General features: G+C 49.1%; 13 protein-coding genes. 3 read left to right on the forward strand and 10 right to left on the reverse strand.

Annotated elements, in window-relative coordinates; translation table 11 throughout:
• Nucleotides 1-9: 9 nt before the first annotated feature.
• The 7 genes from RB297_RS14760 to RB297_RS14790 form a co-directional block, all read right to left on the reverse strand.
• Nucleotides 10-1,155 (reverse strand): WXG100 family type VII secretion target, encoded by a 1,146-nt coding sequence (locus tag RB297_RS14760; protein ID WP_375120817.1) that lies wholly within the window; start codon nt 1,153-1,155, stop codon nt 10-12.
• Nucleotides 1,156-1,483: 328 nt separating this feature from the next.
• Nucleotides 1,484-3,562 carry an ATP-binding protein gene (locus RB297_RS14765; protein ID WP_375120818.1) on the reverse strand — a complete coding sequence of 693 codons (2,079 nt, stop codon included), beginning with the start codon at nt 3,560-3,562 and terminating at the stop codon, nt 1,484-1,486.
• Nucleotides 3,563-3,736: 174 nt separating this feature from the next.
• Nucleotides 3,737-7,087, reverse strand: a complete 3,351-nt coding sequence (locus tag RB297_RS14770; RefSeq protein ID WP_375120819.1) for an S-layer homology domain-containing protein — start codon at nt 7,085-7,087, stop codon at nt 3,737-3,739.
• 386 nt (nt 7,088-7,473) lie between these two features.
• Nucleotides 7,474-7,827, reverse strand: coding sequence for a hypothetical protein (locus RB297_RS14775; protein ID WP_096775056.1), 354 nt, complete (start codon nt 7,825-7,827; stop codon nt 7,474-7,476).
• Between the two features lie 9 nt (nt 7,828-7,836).
• Nucleotides 7,837-8,829 (reverse strand): WXG100 family type VII secretion target, encoded by a 993-nt coding sequence (locus RB297_RS14780; RefSeq protein ID WP_375120923.1) that lies wholly within the window; start codon nt 8,827-8,829, stop codon nt 7,837-7,839.
• A gap of 278 nt (nt 8,830-9,107) precedes the next feature.
• On the reverse strand, nt 9,108-9,617 hold the full coding sequence (locus RB297_RS14785) for a hypothetical protein (RefSeq protein ID WP_375120820.1): 510 nt from the start codon (nt 9,615-9,617) through the stop codon (nt 9,108-9,110).
• Nucleotides 9,618-9,739: 122 nt separating this feature from the next.
• Nucleotides 9,740-10,222, reverse strand: coding sequence for a hypothetical protein (locus RB297_RS14790; protein WP_213580339.1), 483 nt, complete (start codon nt 10,220-10,222; stop codon nt 9,740-9,742).
• Between the two features lie 274 nt (nt 10,223-10,496).
• Here RB297_RS14790 and guaD point away from each other — a divergent pair, with 274 nt between their 5' ends.
• Together guaD and RB297_RS14800 are read left to right on the forward strand one after the other, a co-directional pair.
• Nucleotides 10,497-11,861, forward strand: a complete 1,365-nt coding sequence (gene guaD / locus RB297_RS14795; protein WP_375120821.1) for a guanine deaminase — start codon at nt 10,497-10,499, stop codon at nt 11,859-11,861.
• Between the two features lie 57 nt (nt 11,862-11,918).
• Entirely contained in the window at nt 11,919-13,271 is a 1,353-nt protein-coding gene (locus tag RB297_RS14800) for a uracil-xanthine permease family protein (protein ID WP_012819212.1), read from the forward strand.
• A 150-nt stretch (nt 13,272-13,421) separates the two neighbouring features.
• Here the strand turns inward: RB297_RS14800 and RB297_RS14805 are convergent, their stop codons facing one another.
• A complete protein-coding gene (locus RB297_RS14805; protein WP_096775052.1) occupies nt 13,422-13,847 on the reverse strand; it encodes a DUF6157 family protein in 426 nt (141 codons plus the stop codon).
• A 255-nt stretch (nt 13,848-14,102) separates the two neighbouring features.
• Here RB297_RS14805 and RB297_RS14810 point away from each other — a divergent pair, with 255 nt between their 5' ends.
• Nucleotides 14,103-14,972, forward strand: coding sequence for a helix-turn-helix transcriptional regulator (locus tag RB297_RS14810; protein ID WP_375120822.1), 870 nt, complete (start codon nt 14,103-14,105; stop codon nt 14,970-14,972).
• A gap of 84 nt (nt 14,973-15,056) precedes the next feature.
• Here the strand turns inward: RB297_RS14810 and RB297_RS14815 are convergent, their stop codons facing one another.
• Nucleotides 15,057-15,773, reverse strand: a complete 717-nt coding sequence (locus tag RB297_RS14815; protein WP_375120823.1) for a hypothetical protein — start codon at nt 15,771-15,773, stop codon at nt 15,057-15,059.
• Between the two features lie 342 nt (nt 15,774-16,115).
• Entirely contained in the window at nt 16,116-16,490 is a 375-nt protein-coding gene (locus tag RB297_RS14820) for a YciI family protein (protein ID WP_213580333.1), read from the reverse strand.
• Nucleotides 16,491-16,805 lie beyond the last annotated feature (315 nt).

Here is a 16,805-nt window from a genome sequence, read left to right on the forward strand (position 1 = left end):
TCCTTAAATCTATTTATCAAATGGCACATATCCTTGAAACTTAGAGCCGAATGTCGAAGAAGGAAGTTTACTAAATGCTTCCTCAGCAGCTTTAAGTGATTCTACACTAGGTTTATAATGTCCACTTGCATTGTCGATTTTATATATCTGGCCACCTCTGATTTCAACTATCCCAGCCGCTTGAACTTGTGGATTCTCTCCACCAATAAGCGTCGGATGGGGCATTCTCTGACCTGCCCTTGTGCCGATAATTATGTTACCATTTGTATCAACTGCATACATATACTGACCTGACATTTGTTTACTACCTATTTTACCCGAACTAGTAATTAGATCATTAATATTTTGTGATGTTGGATTTTTAATGTAACTACCGTTTTTCAAGACTCCTGCTCGTTCATCGTCCACCTTCATTGCAGGGTCAACTGTGAAGTTACCCTTATCCCCAACAATCTTAACCTCAACAACCTTCCCCCCATCCCCACCCGAATCATGCTTCAGGTGCGGGTGAGTCTTCACGCCGATTCGGCGTGTCGCCAGGCCGGCCAGGATCATGGCAGCCTGCTGCCCCATATAATTGGACGCGCCGCCCGAATCCTCGATGTCTGCGGCGAATTTTTCCCGGGTATCGGCATCAAAAATCATTTTTCCTCCCCAGACCGCCGTGTCGATGATCTCTTCCGCCGTCCCGATAGTTGCATTATAGGCCATGTCCTTTGCAGTGCCAAGCGGGTCTTCCACCAAGGATGTAGCCGTATCCTTTACCGAATTTGCTACGGATTTCGCCCCGGTCTGCAGCCCCTGCCAGAAGTGCCCCGCATGATCCCAGAACGTTTTGGGCTCGCTCGCAGCGCCCGCTGCCGATGCAGCAGCAATCATGATATCTTCACGCATATCGGCTGAGATGAACCGGAAAGCAATGGCCTTCAATTCCTGGCCGATGATTCGTAGATGCTCAATTGTTTTATTCATTTCGCCGTAGGCACGCTGAAAATCTTCGAAAAACCGCGAACGGGTAGTTCCTTCCCACGAAGACATCATATACGTAATCTGCTGGTCCAGCCGATTCTTGGTCGTTTCCAGTTCTTCCGCTGCCCTGGCGGCTTCCTCCGATACCCGAATCAATACCTCGGGCGGGACAAGTATTCTAGGCATTTGCATCCTCTCCAACGTTTCATTGGACCTTATTGTATCCATCTTCTAGGATATGGAAAAGGTTCCAGAGTCCTTCATATCAAAGGCATGGGAGTATGCAAGTTGGATGAAGCGAAGCCTTCATGCTCCTATATGGTTCAGAAGCCCCACAGCGCTCTGTTTCTAGTATCATGGTAATTTCCGTTTTAGCAGCAGCGTAAGCATCTCTAAAAATGGATCACCAAAAACGCACCTCCTAAAGAGATGCGTATTTCGCTTGTCCTATGCTGCAACCCGTGTAAATGAACTATGGGATCCTACAGCTTAACTACGCCTTTACTATGCGTACTCAGAGTCCGGACCTCATCATATCGCTTAGCACAAAAGCCAGATGTTTTTCGGCCAAACGCATATGACGGTAAAAGGTGGCTCTGCTCATATGAAAGGATGCTGCGAGCTGGCTTTTGTTCCGCTCCTTGCGCAGATAACTTGCGATGAGAATTTCCTTCTCCAATAGCGTCAAAGGTTCCATCGGACGTCCGTCGGCCAGAATCCCTTGAATGATGTCCCTCACCTGCATCCCGTCCCAACCCAACCGCCGAACGACAGAGAGTTCCTCCAGCTTGTCCGGATCGAACAGCCGTTCCAGCATTTGCTTCATTACGCTTCTATCAATGGCCCGGGGATACTCATCCTCCCGTTGATGTGCCGGTTGTCCTGCCGCTGTCTCCGTTTGCCGGATGATCCGCTGAATCCACTGATCAAAGCTCGTTTGCCTAAAATCCAGCTCCCATGTCGTCAACTCGATGCCCGCATATCCCGTCGCTTTCCCGCACGCTTTGAATCCCAGGATCGACAATAAGGAATTCAACTGCGGATCCCCCGCCGCCAAAATCCCCCGCAGACCGCCAGTCATGTGAACCAGCCATTGCTGCATCAGCAAAGCTCCCAGCTCTTCGGGACGATACAGGGAATGTTCGTAATTTACCGCAGATAACAGCACAAATATCGTATCGGCCGCCTCCGGAGGAAGCCGATGCAGCGAGGAAGCCTCCTCTCCCAGCATTCCCCTGCACCCAGGCGCATATCGTTCCAACAATGGCATACTTAAGGCATGCAGCCATACGCCTGCGCAGAACGCCAACGGCGTCCCTTTTTCGTCCCGCACGATAAAGATTCCTTCGGAAAAATGAGCTGCAATCTCCTCCAGCAAAACCGGGTAATCGGCAGAGTCGACCAGCTCGGACTGCCAGTCGGAACCCCGAATAGACGCCTGCAAAAAACGCTGCAAATACGGCATATCCTCCTGCCGGAACGGCTTCTGTTCGCCGGGTTTCAGGCTTGACGAGAAATTGGCATATGCATGGGCCGAGGGCAAAAATTCACGGTACAGCTCCAAGATGTGGGCGCTCAGGCGCATCTGCATCCGTTGATCGACCGAATGGAATCGTTCCGCCAGCAGGACGAACGCCTGATGGCGAACCGCTTCGAATTGTGCGGGGTTTTTGCGCGCAAAGTCATCCCGTAACATTCGAGCAACGACCTGATGCAGCGTTATCCCATCCGCCGTATCCCGTACGAACGAAAGTGCCCTCAGATGGTAATAGTCCGCCCCTTCCAAGGGCGTATCCAACAACCGGTTCAGCATGCTCTCGTCGGCTGCAGGCAGAAGCGACAAAACCGTCAGCGCACGGTACACGCCAGGAGAAGCCGCTTCCCGCAAAAATTCGGCGCTCAATACAGCCGGAACCTCTCGCCATACATCCCACTGCTCCACGGACTCGGATAGCAGCATATCCACGGTCAAGGCAAGCGACAACGGATGGCCTTCCGTCTTCTCGGCAATAGCCCTTTGCCATTCCGCAGACAAGCCGCTGCCGTCTAAATAATCGTAGACCTCTTCTCGCGTAAACAGCCGCAAAGGGAACCTTTGGATTTGGGACTTCCATTCCGGATTCGTCTGCCACTTGAGCGGCAGTCCATTGCGCGAGGCACATACGATCAACACGCCAGCGGACTTCAACTCAGGAAGAAAGCGGGAGAACAGCCACCCTTCCAGCTTTTCGATCTCCTCCCCATTGTCTATGAATAACACGGTACGCTGCAGCTGAAGCTCGTTAATGATGTATGGCAGCAGCGCGGATTCCGGAGCCCTGGTTCTGCCGTATTCGGTTGCAAGACTCATCTCCAGACTCGCCAGAAAAGCGCCCGACGTCGTTAAGCCTCCTTGCCCGTCCAGCCAAAGGGAACGCACCGAGGACTGCCTTGCCGTGCGGGCCATTTGCAGCAGCAGCGTTGTTTTGCCAATGCCGCCAATTCCTGATATTGAAAAAATGGATGTCAGCGCCCGGGGATCCGCCAGCCAATCCGTGAAACTCATCATTTCCCGATCCAAACCGATGATGCGATGTTTTGCAATCTTCTCCATTCGTTACATCTCACTCCATCCGCTCTTCGCCCGTTGAATCTTACAACTAGTAAACCTGCTATTTTTTTATACTATACTATGTTTCGAGTCTTCAAATAGGCTCCATTACGGAATAAAAGCAAAAAAACGCGCACATTCTCGGTTGGAATGTGCGCGCCAGCTATTCAGCTGCAATCAGTTCATGAAATTTAAGTAGAGCAGCATTCGGTTTAAGAGAACCGTGCTTTGAGCACGCGTAGCATACGCCTGCGGAGCGAACGCCGCGTTCCCAACGCCTTCGATCATGCCCGCAGCCAGCAGGTCGGCAGCCGATCCCTTTGCCCAATCGGATACCTGGGCATGGTCCGAGAAGCGTTCCAACGCAGATGTGTCCTGTCGCGGAAGCTCGCCGGCATATCGGACGGCTCTGCCCAGCATCACCGCCATCTGCTCTCTCGTGATCCTAGCGTCCGGTCGGAACGAACCGTCAACGTAGCCTTCAATCAAGCCAGCCGCGGATGCGGCCCCTATCGCACCGTCATGCCAAACTTCGTTCGGCCCCACGTCCGAATAGGAAGAAAGCTGCGGCTTCTCGGCTAGTCCGAGCGCACGCACGAGCATCGCGACGAACTCGGCGCGGGTCACCGTACGGTTAGGATCAAACGTGCCGTCAGCCGATCCGTTCACGATCAGCTTGTTCGCCATCCGCTCGATGTCGCTTTGCGCCCAATGTCCCTGGATATCCCCGAAGGTTCGGTTGGAGCGAACCGCGGTGAACACGCCGTTATATGCGCCATAAAAAGTCGCTGTCTCTCCTTCAAAAACGGAAGGGACGAAGCGCGGCTTCCCTGCCTCATCCACCCACACGACGGTGGAATGGTCGGGTTCTGCCGCACCGTTCATTGAGAATGTGCGCTCCAAATACGTACCTTCCGCTTCGATTTTTACATTGACGTCGCTGTATAGCTCAAAAATCGTCGGCCTAGCCAGCATGTCATAGCCTTGACGGGTCAATTCCTCATCCAGCTCACGGTTTGCAGAATCCGTCATTCTCGCGATGACAACCGTTACGGTCGTTCGGTTCGGGAGGCCACTTAGCACGTGCAGCGGAACGCTGTAGCTTGCCCCGTTCACCCCAATCCGAATGGCTGCATTCGGTTTGGCCGCAAGGAGAACCTGCAGCGCTTCAGCCGGAAAATCGACCTTCACCACCGGATCCTCATTATCGATGTCGATAACGATATCCTCCCCGCCAGCGGCCCATGACCGAACCAGATCGGAGTCCGGTATCAGTCTCAGAACGGTGCGCCCGTCATGATCCTGCTCTTTTTTGGCGGTGACCCGAACTTGTTTGCCGTTGATCGTTACGATCATTCTTGGATCCGGCGCAGGAGAAGGAGCAGGAACTGGAACCCAGCTATAGGATGGGAGTTCCGGTTCTGGGGTATAGGCAGCTCTCATATCGATGCGTCCTACGTCGACCGTCTCCCCAGCTAAGACATTTACGGTTGTCGCATAATCGTTATACGTCGCTGCCGTCACCGTGAGTTCATGGCGGCCTGCCGCTACGTTATTCAGTGCAAATCTCCCCTCGGCGTCGGTCATATCCTTCGTACCACCCACCGATACCGCCGCACCGGCCAGCGGTGTATTCCCTGTACCGTAGACTGCGCCGGTCACCGTCCCCGTATCCGTTGGAGCCGAATGTACCGTCACTGCTGCGGTGGCCGTGAACCCGCCGTCGACGGTAGTCACCGTAACGACCGCCGTACCTTCAGCGACCGGCGTCACCTCGCCGCTCTGGTCCACCTGGGCGACGCTTGAATCGCTGGAACTCCAAGATACCGCCTGATTCGTCGCATTCGCCGGCATAAGGACGGCTGTCAGCTTCTGTGAAGCACCTCCTGCCGTAAGGGTCAGAGTCGTCTGATCCAGACTCACCCCCGTAACGGGGATGGTGTTACGAATATGGCTCGCTTCCACTTGGATAACGCTCCATGCCTGGATGCGCTGCTGTGCATCCAGTTCAAACACCTGGAGATATTGACCCGGGATTGGATCCACAATGTCCGTACCTAACGAATACAAGGCTGCTTCGCCAGGCAGAGCATCTCCCAATAGGGGACGCTCACTGGCATCTGACCCGAGCAAATAAGCAAACGTATGCCCCGGATTCCCCGGAACCGCCGTCACGCTCGTCGAACCGTTCGCGCTGCCTGGACGAATAGCAAGCCCGTCGATGACCGGTGCCGGTTCATCCACATACAGAGTCAAAACTGCGCTAACGGTGTTCTGGCCCGCATCGGTCGCAGAAACTGTAACCGGGAACGTACCGCTCACCGTAGGTCTGCCTTTGAGCATGCCGTGATCCGTCAACGCCAGGCCGTCAGGAAGTCCGGAGGCGTTCCAAGTCAAGCCCCCCCTTGCGCCGTCGAAAGCTTCAAGGACCAAGGAATAAGGAGCGTCCTTGTCCGCCCGCGGCAGATCGGTTGTCAAAATGTCCGGACGAAAATAAGGATATCCTCCATTAACACCGGCATCGACGGCCCAGATATCGGTGAAATCCCAGCCTTGGTAATTGGATGCTTCCCTCATTTCGTTGGTCGTAAGGCCCGTAATGTGAATCGAGCCTGTACCACTACCATCTCCTACGCCGCTGGTTTGGGTGGTAGCAACGGAATCGAAATACGAGGCATGAATTGAGGGATTCGTCGAATCGAAAATAAAACCAACAAAGCCGCCCATCCTGCCATATCTGAATTTTCCGGATTGAGTGACAGCTGTCGACGAGTAACTATTGGAAATAGCCCCATATACTAGGTGCCCCACCAATCCGCCTCCAAAGAAAAAGTCATCATCTCCCCAGTTGGTAACCGATCCCGTGGCATATGAGTCGCTGATGGAGCCTGCACCTTGGGAACCGACAAGCCCCCCGGCATATTGGTTGGAGGCATCACCGCTCTTGACGGCAGCGGATGAAGAAGAACGAATAATACTGGAATGATCGTATGCCACACCGACCAACCCGCCTGCTACACTCACGCCTGTATAACCGGTATTGCCGCTCGTAACAGTGCCCTGAGAATGCGAGTTGATGATGATGCCGCCGATCAGATGACTGGCCAATCCCCCGGCATAGCTGCCGCCGTGAACTTGAACCGTGACACCCAGATAACGAATCGTACCCGACACGTGGCCGAAGAATCCGACATCCTGCAGTGCGCCGCCCTCGATCTTAAGACCTTCAATCCGGTATCCCCCACCGTCGAATATTCCACTGAAGGCTGCCGCTTCATTGCCCATCGGGACCCAATCGTATCCGGTCATATCGATGTCGCTGGTTAATCGGATATTCCGATCCAGGTAGGACGCTTGATTCCGATTGATATAGGCCAGTTCTTCAGCCGTACCTACGACAACCCAACCGGACTCTTCGGCCGGAACAGAGTCGTAACCAGCCCGGACCACGGGCTGAGCGGAAGCCAAGGGAGCAAGCACCATCGAAAAGATGAGCATTACAGCCAGAAAGATGGACATTTTTTTCATAAACAGGTTTCTCCTTTGCATCAGTACAGTCATCGATGAGTCATAGAAACACGACGTGATCTGATAAATTTCAACCTCTTTAATTAAGTGTAATATAACAATGGAACAGAGACTGTCTCAATTTTGTTTCAAGTTCTTAGGAAGGGGCTGTCATAACGAAAAACCGAGCGAATACAGGGAACGGCCCTGCGTTTTCGCTCGGCTTGATATATGTGTGAGGGACCATCGCTTTTGCGAAGATTCCGCATATCGATCAACTTAAAATAAAGGAATATGTAATCATTCCTACTACTAGTGATCCCTTTTTATCTAAAACGGGTGATGCCACATTTTGGGCTTTGTTTCATTCTTTCATGAATCACTCGAAAGGCATTCAAAATCTTCGTCTATACCTTCTCAACTGAAATTGATTTACAGACAATTTCGGCATTAAGAGGAGGCATTGTAATTTTACAATTTAGTAATTGATAACCTTCACTTTGAACATCTGTAACTTCGATATCTTGTAGAAAATAAGGAATTTGTGGTCTAGTCAACTCTCTTAAAGGTTTTGTCCTATCATCTACATTTGTAATAAAGGAAAATTTAGAACATCCCGTAAAGGACAATTTGACGTCACTCTCTGTGTCCTCAAAAATAAGTATTAATTCGTCGCCAAAAAAACTCGAATCAAATTTTAGTACTCTAGCATCCCAGTAATGCATTGCTTCAATCTTACCCAGGATCTCTTCAGCTTTCACTGTATCACCTCATTTTTTATATGGAATATGAGCATCAGGACTTTTTCTGTCAACCACATTCAGACTAACATCGATTGGGTTACCACTTTCATCAAACAAATGAACATGGTCATATTTGGTGACTTTATCAGGTGGGTCGATTCTCATGCGAATGTTTCCGTTTACATCTCGAATATGAACAAAACCGTTATTATCAGTATACTCCCAGTTCTTTGGTAAGCTATCCAAGATTTCCTGCTTGGACATATTAGGAATGCTTTCAGCATTAATGTTTCCTGCGAAGTTGCGGATAGAGTTACCCGACCCCTCAACCTTTCCCCCATCCCCACCCGAGTCATGTTTCAGGTGCGGGTGAGTCTTCACGCCGATCCGGCGTGTGGCCAAGCCGGCCAGGATCATGGCCGCCTGCTGCCCCATATAATTAGACGCGCCGCCCGAATCCTCGATGTCTGCGGCAAATTTTTCCCTGGTATCGGCATCAAAAATCATTTTGCCTCCCCAAACCGCCGTGTCGATGATCTCTTCCGCCGTCCCGATAGTTGCATTATAGGCCATGTCCTTGGCAGTGCCAAGCGGGTCTTCCACCAAGGATGTAGCCGTATCCTTTACCGAATTTGCTACGGATTTCGCCCCGGTCTGCAGCCCCTGCCAGAAGTCCCCCGCATGGTCCCAGAACGTTTTGGGCTCGTTCGCAGCGCCCGCTGCCGATGCCGCCATCATGAGATCTTCACGCATATCAGCTGAGATGAACCGGAAAGCAATGGCCTTCAATTCCTGGCCGATGATCCGTAGATGCTCAATCGTTTTATTCATTTCGCCGTGGGCACGCTGAAAATCTTCGAAAAACCGCGAACGTGTCATTCCTTCCCACGAAGACATCATGTACGTAATCTGCTGGTCCAGCCGATTCTTGGTCGTTTCCAGTTCTTCCGCAGCCCTAGCGGCTTCCTCCGATACCCGAATCAATACCTCGGGCGGGACAAGAATTCTAGGCATTTGCATCCTCTCCAATGTTTCATTGGACCTTATTGTATCTATCTTCTAGGATATGGAAAAGGTTCCAGAGTCCTTCATATTGAAGGCATTGGAGTATGCAACCAGGATGAAGTAAGGCCTCCATGCTCCCATTTGGTACAGAAGCCCCAAAATGCCTCTATTGTATCTAGTATAGTGACAGGTTTGGTTGGCATCATGGTGAATCCCTAATAAAACAGCCATAAAAGGGTTACCTTCTATGACTGTTTGCACTTGCTCTTATTCATTTTTCCGTTAGCGCTCGACTACTTCTTAATAAACACAATCTTTACGCCAACCACTTGCTCTTGCTCATTCACGGCCTTATACACGCCGTATGCACCATCGCCTATGCCGGTACGAGATACGACGCCCCCATCCAGGACACCTGCTTCTTCCCCGCTCTCGGTGATGTCGCAGCAGGCATAATACCATTCCGTATCCGTGTCGGAGCTATCCGAATTCGCATCCGGAATTCGGTACTTTTGAATATCAAAAATCCCCGCCTGCCCGCTATCCACTCCAGCCACAAAAGGACACTTGATCCACTCCAGGAATGCCCCCTGTTCTGCTGCCGAGTGATGGTAAGCCGTCAGCTTGGCGTTGGCTTCACCCCAATCCGGGATCTCCACCTTCTCCACTTCCCCTACCCAAGTTCCATTCAATACGGCTTCCAACACGCCCATGATTATAATGTTCGTATCCAATTCATAACAAGGATCGGCCACAACCAATTGTCCGGAATTCACTTCAAAATGGCCCAGTTGAATGTTCAATGAAGATACCTCCAATAACAGCGTATGATGGTTCTATTTTAGCACGTATGATGAGAGGAGTTTAAATGGGCGTAACGGAAAACGGAATGGAAGGGTATAGGTGGGGACGAAATGTATTATCTTTAGCCCTCATATTTCACATTCTTGTTATATTCAACTTTCTTATATGTTGGGGAGGTGGGGTTCATATCAATAATCACTGCTTTTATTTGCAATTTATATTTACCGTTCTTGAAATCAACATCATACGTTACAGGTGGAAGTTCACCATTAGCCGTTTCTTCTACTTTCACAGAGACTTTAATACTTCTGAGGTCGGTGTCATCTACTGAAGTAATCTCGAAATCTTTTATGTGATTGTGAGTGTTATTTAAGATTGTTCTTTCCAGTGCAGTTTTTTCATCTTTATATATGTGATTATCAGAGATTTTTATTGCATCTTCAAAATTACCAGTTTGTAAATCACTAAAATATCTTTCTACGACAGCAATGGCCTCGGTCCTTGGATTCTCTGGCAGTTTTAATGCATTATTTGCACTTGCATAACTTAAAGCAGATGCTAAAATGCCGACTGCAACAAAACTAACAATAAATTTTGATTTCATGTTTGTTTTCCCCTCTCCTTACCTTATTCTAGGTTCTCACATATATAAACACCCATATCTACTAAAAGTTGGTTTTTGGGTGGGGTGCTCACCTTTATTTACCCGATCGCGTCATTAATTCGAGGAAGAAGCCATTTAAGGAGCCTCCTTTTAACTTAGCGATCACCTGATTTGTTCCACGCTCCATCTATTCGCCTTTAAACTATGGACATCTCTTTTTTAACGGACTATAATGACAAAAGCGCTCCAAAAAACGAACATTAAGGCGGTAAACATGAGTAAATATATGTTATTATTTCAAGGGACTTCTTTTTCAAGCAAATCTCCCAAAGAAATTCAAGTATTGAGAGACTATCTTTACTGCGTCAATACGGACGGCATGATTGAACGAGTCGTGGCACCGGAAGACGCCGACTATCAATCCTTGCTGGATACGTATCAAGGCACGGACAGCTTTCATCGACTAGAGGAAGGACAGTATTTCCTGCCTGGCTTTGTCGATTTGCATGTTCATGCCCCGCAATGGGCTCAATCCGGAACCGCATTGGACATTCCGCTCTACGATTGGCTGAATACCTATACGTTCCCGCTGGAATCGAAATTCTCGGATTTGGAGTTTGCACAAAAGGTTTACGACGATGTGGTAAGCACCCTGCTGGCCAACGGAACAACGACGGCCCTTTATTTTGCCACGGTGCATAAAGAAGCCAGCTTGTTGTTAGCCCAAATCTGTGCGAGCAAAGGCCAGCGCGGACTTGTCGGAAAGGTTGTCATGGACGACCCCGAGCAGAATCCGGATTACTACCGCGATGAGGACACATCCACGGCACTGGCGGATACGGAGGAATTTATTATCGCTGTACAGGAACTCGCCAAAACCACAAAACAAGGCGTGTATCCCGTCGTCACCCCACGCTTCATCCCAAGCTGTACGGATGAGGGGCTGAAGGGTTTAGGCGAGCTGGCAGCCAAATACGACACATATGTGCAGTCCCACTGCAGCGAAAGCGATTGGGCGCACGGGTATGTGAAAGATCGATTCCAGAAAAACGATGCGTTTGCCTTGCATGATTTTGGCCTGCTGCGCGATAAATCGGTCATGGCTCATTGTAATTTCCTTGATGATCAGGATGCCGAATTGTTCGCTGACACCGGCACCGCGATCGCGCATTGCCCGATATCCAACGCTTATTTCGCCAATAGCGTCATCCCGGTCGCCCGCTTCCATGCCAAACATGTCGAGATCGGTTTAGGCTCGGATCTATCCGGCGGCTTCTCACCGAGTCTCTTCGATAATATAAGACAGGCCGTAATGTCCTCGAGGATGCTGGAAGATGGCGTGAACACCTCCCTTCCTGCGGAAGCTCGCGGCGTGCCCGAGTCGCGGATTACAGTCCATGAGGCATTCTATCTGGCTACGGCCGGGGGCGGTGAAAGTCTGAGCCTGCCGATCGGCCGCATTCAAGAAAACTACGCATGGGATGTGCTGGTGATCGATACGAGACTTCCATCCGCGAAGCTGCCGATTTTTGATGAGTTTGAAGACATACAAGATATTTTTCAGAAAATCATGTATCTGGCACGGCCTGAGCATATCCGCGAGGTGTGGGTGCAAGGGGAAAAGGCTCATACGCGTTAAGAATAATAGAGGTTGTTCAACAAGCAATTCATCCTAACATTCGAGGTGTCCAGCGGAGTGAAAACACAAGCAGAAGAGCTAAATGACACGCAAACAAAATCACAGCATTTAACGGTTCCCCCCGACGGCAAAATATCTTTCGGGAAATCCGCCATTCTCGGTTTACAGCATGTCGTCGCGATGGACGTCTATGTCGTCCCTTTCCTGATTGCCATGTTAATCGGCTTAGCGCCCAATCAGTCCAGCGCATTGATTCAATCCACGTTTATTGCGGCCGGGCTTGCCACGATCGTGCAAACGTATTTCTGTATGAAGCTGCCGATGGCGCAGGGGCCTTCCTATGTTCCGCTCGGCGCGATTGTCGCGATATATGCCGCCAGCGGCGGCGGAGAGATGGGTTGGAGTTCCGTGCTGGGCGCGAGCTTGATTGGCGCGATCCTCGTGATTATTTTGGGGTATACGGGAATCTTCAATAAAATCGTTACTTCCTTCATCCCGCCCATTGTCGGGGGTACGATCATCTTCATCGTCGGTCTGTCCTTATTGCCGGTTGCCATCCGAGACAATATCTACGGCGCCACGGACGCTACCATCAATCAGAACGTGCTGCTGGCCCTGATCTCGGCGGCTGCACTCATTCTGTTCGTGATCCTGGGTTCTTTGTTCCGCACGAGGGGCGCGATATTCCGCGTTACGTCCGTGATGGTCGCACTTATTATCGGGTGTATCTCGGCCAACTTTATGGGTGTGCTGGATTTCAGCGCTGTCGCAAACGCCAAGTGGTTCAGCATGCCGCAGATTCCGTTTAAGGATTTTGGCTTCTCGTTCGACTTCTCGGCGATCATCACCATGATCATTATTTATCTCGTCCTGCTGGCAGAAACGACGGGTACATGGTTTGCCATCAGCAATGTCATTGATAAACCGTTAACCGATAAGAACATTAACCGTGGGGTGATTGGTGAAGGGATTAGCTGCCTGATTGCTTCCGGACTCGGCTCCACGCCGGTTACCGGCTATTCCACGAATGCAGGCATCATCTCCATCACGGGTGTGGCCAGTCGTCGGGTCTTCCTGGCGGTAGGCGGATGGTTTGTCCTCTTCGGCTGCTCCGGCAAATTGGCCGCATTGATCTCCTCGATCCCAACGGCTGTCATCGGCGGCGTATTCGCCATCGTCTGCGGCATCATCTCGATTAACGGGATCCAGGTCATGAAGAACGTAAAAATCGGGGAAAAAGAAATGTACATCATCGCCATCCCGATGATTTTGACGTTAGCGTTAGTGCTCATTCCTAAAGATTTCTTGTACACGCTGCCTACGTTCGTGCAGTATTTGCTGGGCTCGCCGATTCTGGCTGCTTCGCTTGCAGCGATCTTGTTGAATAAATTGCTGCCGAGTGCGAAGTAGGTTGTAGGCAAGGTAATTGGTGTTGTATGTAAGATTAAATGGGGCTGCCCTCAAAGTGAACTGCGTTTGTCGTAGGCTTTGGGGGTGGTTTTTTGTATATGGAGGACACTGATCAAATCAAACATGTGTTTACTGAACCTGTGATTGCACTCACCTCCTCTTGTTTCTCATGGCGGCTAGCAGCTTCACATTCCCGTAGGCTCCTTCCACGAAGCGCCGATAATCAGGGGATTCCACCGGAACGATCGCGATTTGCCCCTTTGCATTGAAATGAATACCCCACCCGTATTTCTTCGGGAGCATCGATGCTCTCAAGCATGGTTGCGGCTTCATATAAAACTCGTCTCGAATCTGGTTCCCTCTCTCGGCTAACTCTGCCTCCGGAATGTTTTTGTGCCGGATATGCACTTCGTACAAGAGCTCCTTCTGGGTATAGCCATACGGATGATTCGTGATTAACTCAAACTCGATGCCCGGCTTGGTTTTTCCGTCTTTCTTGTCTGGCGGCTTCGTTCCAGTCTCAACGGGGCAATCTGCGGCAACGGTAATAAACGTATCATAGTAATTCCAATCCATTTTCGTTCCTCCTAATCCAATATGTATAGCACAGCTCATAACACATCGACTTATTTATAACCAATTATAACCCCTTATCCCTGACAGAATCGGTCAGTCATTCTGACCGTTTTTTTGTACTCCCCCCCTAATTCTATGCAAATAATGAGGAGCCTCTGTTTAACAATTCGCGGGTGGCGAATTGCCTTCTAAGCGGTATAACGCGTGTGGTATACTTAGCACAAAAAATTAGAGCGCGTGACGAAGGGAGTTAGTATGAACCATCATAGGATAATAGAGCAAGCATTGATTCATATTGAGGAGAATTTAGAACAGCCTTTATCCGTGTCATCCGTTGCTCTTACTTTCAATATGTCTAAATATTATTTTCATAGGCTTTTCTCTGCCATGATGGGCTGTTCGTTAAATCAGTACATCCTATCTAGAAGATTGAATGCTGCTTTACCACTCATTTATAACAACAACTTGTCGCTTACCGATATTGCTTACCAGTTAGCCTTTGGTACGCAAGCCTCATTCACCCGGGCATTCAAACAACATTACGGCGTAGCTCCGAGTTCGCTAAGAGCAGGGTTCAATAAAATCTCTCCGACTCCAATACCTACTGTGGTTAAAAGACCATTTAAAAATATGAATGGTGATGTCGTCACGGATTTCACACTGACAGAGTTCAAAGAGACCCGAATAAGCGGGATTGCCTTTGAAGTAGATCTAGCCACCGATGATTACAAGAAGAAGATTCACTCCCATTCAAAAATGCTGTTGAATCATATTGATGACAACATAAATGGTTCTTGTTTTGTCATTTATTCAAACTGTCAACCCAATTCAACCCGGTTCAAAGTTCTGTTCGGAATCCCAAGTGACATTCAAATTCATGAACCCTTTTATTTCACGGTTGACGTACCGACTATTTTTTGTGCGAGGTTCAACTATTTTGGCGACCTGCTTGATATTGGAGAAGTGCTCAAAACAGACTATGCAAGATTCTTAAAGATTTCCAAGCAAGAGTCTGATCAATCGGATATTGAGCTTATCCAGGTTTTTAATGACGTCCACAATCTGGATTCAACCTACCATATCTATGCACCCATCAAGAAACTCCCTGACGATCTGGAAATTTAAGGTTGCACCGAGGGGCCAAACCGTCAGAGGAACTATTTATTTCATTCAATTAGGGAAGAATCGAAGACATCTCTAATTCGATGCTTACTTACGTTCCGACCAAATAATATATCCGATCCATATAAGAGCAACTCCCATCGGTATCGCCAATGCCCGATCAAACGGATGGGGGATGATTGCAGCAGCAATGGTCACTACAGAAGCGAAGGCCAGCAGAATTGCTGCTGGGCGAGGGAAGACTCTGGCACGTAATGTGGCGATGCCTAGCAACAGACCTCCTAGCATATACAATACTCCCGCGAGCGGTGCTAATATTGGGAAGATCCCCAGATTAGCCTCGCTAACCGTTCCTCCAAAGAGCCCAGCCATTCCTTCCACAAACTTCCCAGCATCATTTGTCAACAACGGCAAAACGAATGCTTCGATGAAACTAAAAATGATTGAGATTAACCAGAACAGATTGAACAAAAGGAAACCGACCAAGCCAAGCCACCCCGCTTCTTTCGCTTGGCTTATATAGAATCCCGTAATTCCGATCAGGTTAAAGAGCGACATAGCCATAGTCAGGCATGCAACCACTACCCAAGCGTTTGTGTGCACAGAAGAGATATCATCTGTCGGGTGGATAAACTGAATGACGATATATAGAATCCCTGCTATTACTGCCATAAATCCTGACCACCGTTTGAGAACATGTGGTGTTATTATTGATTTACTTCCCTTTTTATTGTGCTCTATACTCACAATGATTCCTCCACTTCTAGGTATTAATAACATGATCGCCAAGTCTTTTCTCGACATGACAGGTTTTCGACTCCAACCATCCATTGAGGTTATTTTGAATATTTTTACTACGTCCCCTTCCTTATCTTTGTCGAATATAACTTAACAAATATAGCCTCACCTTACTTTTCAAATCTTGCTGTAATTGGTGAAGAGATCGTAAGGAATCTTGAAACGAAAAAAGCACCTCTCTCGAGATGCAAACGAATTTATAATTTATTTCCCAAATCAAGACCGTAACAATATCAACCATTCGCCGTTACTTATGATACGGTTCACCGCGCTGTCTGAAACGGCAAGTTTAAGGGCCATCCTTCTGCGGGACGGCCCTTCCATTGAATCACCGAACTAACCATTCGGTTAGTCTATTCCTTTGAAGTAATCAATCGGACGAATTTCTATCCCCCATCCAAACTGCTCCCCCGCACTAACCTGGACGGTCGGATGTAAGGAGGCGATTCGAATTGCTTCCTCCATGTCCTGCGCTTCTATCAGAAAAGCGCTGCCGATCATTTCTTTCGTTTCGATAAAAGGACCGTCAATAACTTTCACCTTGCCGTTCGCCCGACGCAGGCATTTCGTTTCGGAGGAAAGACCGGCATCGACAATGACTTGGCCGCTGTTGTAGAAGTTCTCCAGATGAGGCGGACATTCATGCATGATCGCTTCAATCTCGTCTTTGGGGCGAGAATCCATTTCCGCTGCATCCAAGTAACCCAAACAAAGAAATTTCATTTTCATATCTCCTTTTGCAAAAGATTGAAGCATTTATTTTTGCCTCTATTTATTCGACGAACGACATGCAACAAAATCGACACACCTTTAAAATTAACTTTTTAAACAAATTAACTACCCTCAGCACACCCAGCGGCACGTTTCAATAGAAGCACCTGCTCACGGGAAAGCCTCCTTTATCCGCTGAATAAAAATCTTGCCGTTACTTGTGATACGGTTCACCGCGCATAATCTTAAACTATCCTGCCTGTTAGCTTAATGAGGTCGAATAACATTAGACATATATCTTACCCAGCTATGATACACGTCCTTTTC

The organism is Paenibacillus sp. CR_12, assembly GCF_041953985.1.
GTDB lineage: Bacteria > Bacillota > Bacilli > Paenibacillales > Paenibacillaceae > Paenibacillus_AQ > Paenibacillus_AQ lautus_A.

Bases quoted from the DNA above. Each gene is read 5' to 3' on its own strand.
- guaD (WP_375120821.1), top strand. From the start codon at position 10,497: ATGAGTAAATATATGTTATTATTTCAAGGGACTTCTTTTTCAAGCAAA.
- RB297_RS14790 (WP_213580339.1), bottom strand. From the start codon at position 10,222: ATGAAATCAAAATTTATTGTTAGTTTTGTTGCAGTCGGCATTTTAGCA.
- RB297_RS14765 (WP_375120818.1), bottom strand. From the start codon at position 3,562: ATGGAGAAGATTGCAAAACATCGCATCATCGGTTTGGATCGGGAAATG.
- RB297_RS14805 (WP_096775052.1), bottom strand. From the start codon at position 13,847: ATGGATTGGAATTACTATGATACGTTTATTACCGTTGCCGCAGATTGC.
- RB297_RS14810 (WP_375120822.1), top strand. From the start codon at position 14,103: ATGAACCATCATAGGATAATAGAGCAAGCATTGATTCATATTGAGGAG.
- RB297_RS14770 (WP_375120819.1), bottom strand. From the start codon at position 7,087: ATGAAAAAAATGTCCATCTTTCTGGCTGTAATGCTCATCTTTTCGATG.
- RB297_RS14760 (WP_375120817.1), bottom strand. From the start codon at position 1,155: ATGCCTAGAATACTTGTCCCGCCCGAGGTATTGATTCGGGTATCGGAG.
- RB297_RS14780 (WP_375120923.1), bottom strand. From the start codon at position 8,829: ATGCAAATGCCTAGAATTCTTGTCCCGCCCGAGGTATTGATTCGGGTA.
- RB297_RS14820 (WP_213580333.1), bottom strand. From the start codon at position 16,490: ATGAAATTTCTTTGTTTGGGTTACTTGGATGCAGCGGAAATGGATTCT.
- RB297_RS14815 (WP_375120823.1), bottom strand. From the start codon at position 15,773: ATGTCGAGAAAAGACTTGGCGATCATGTTATTAATACCTAGAAGTGGA.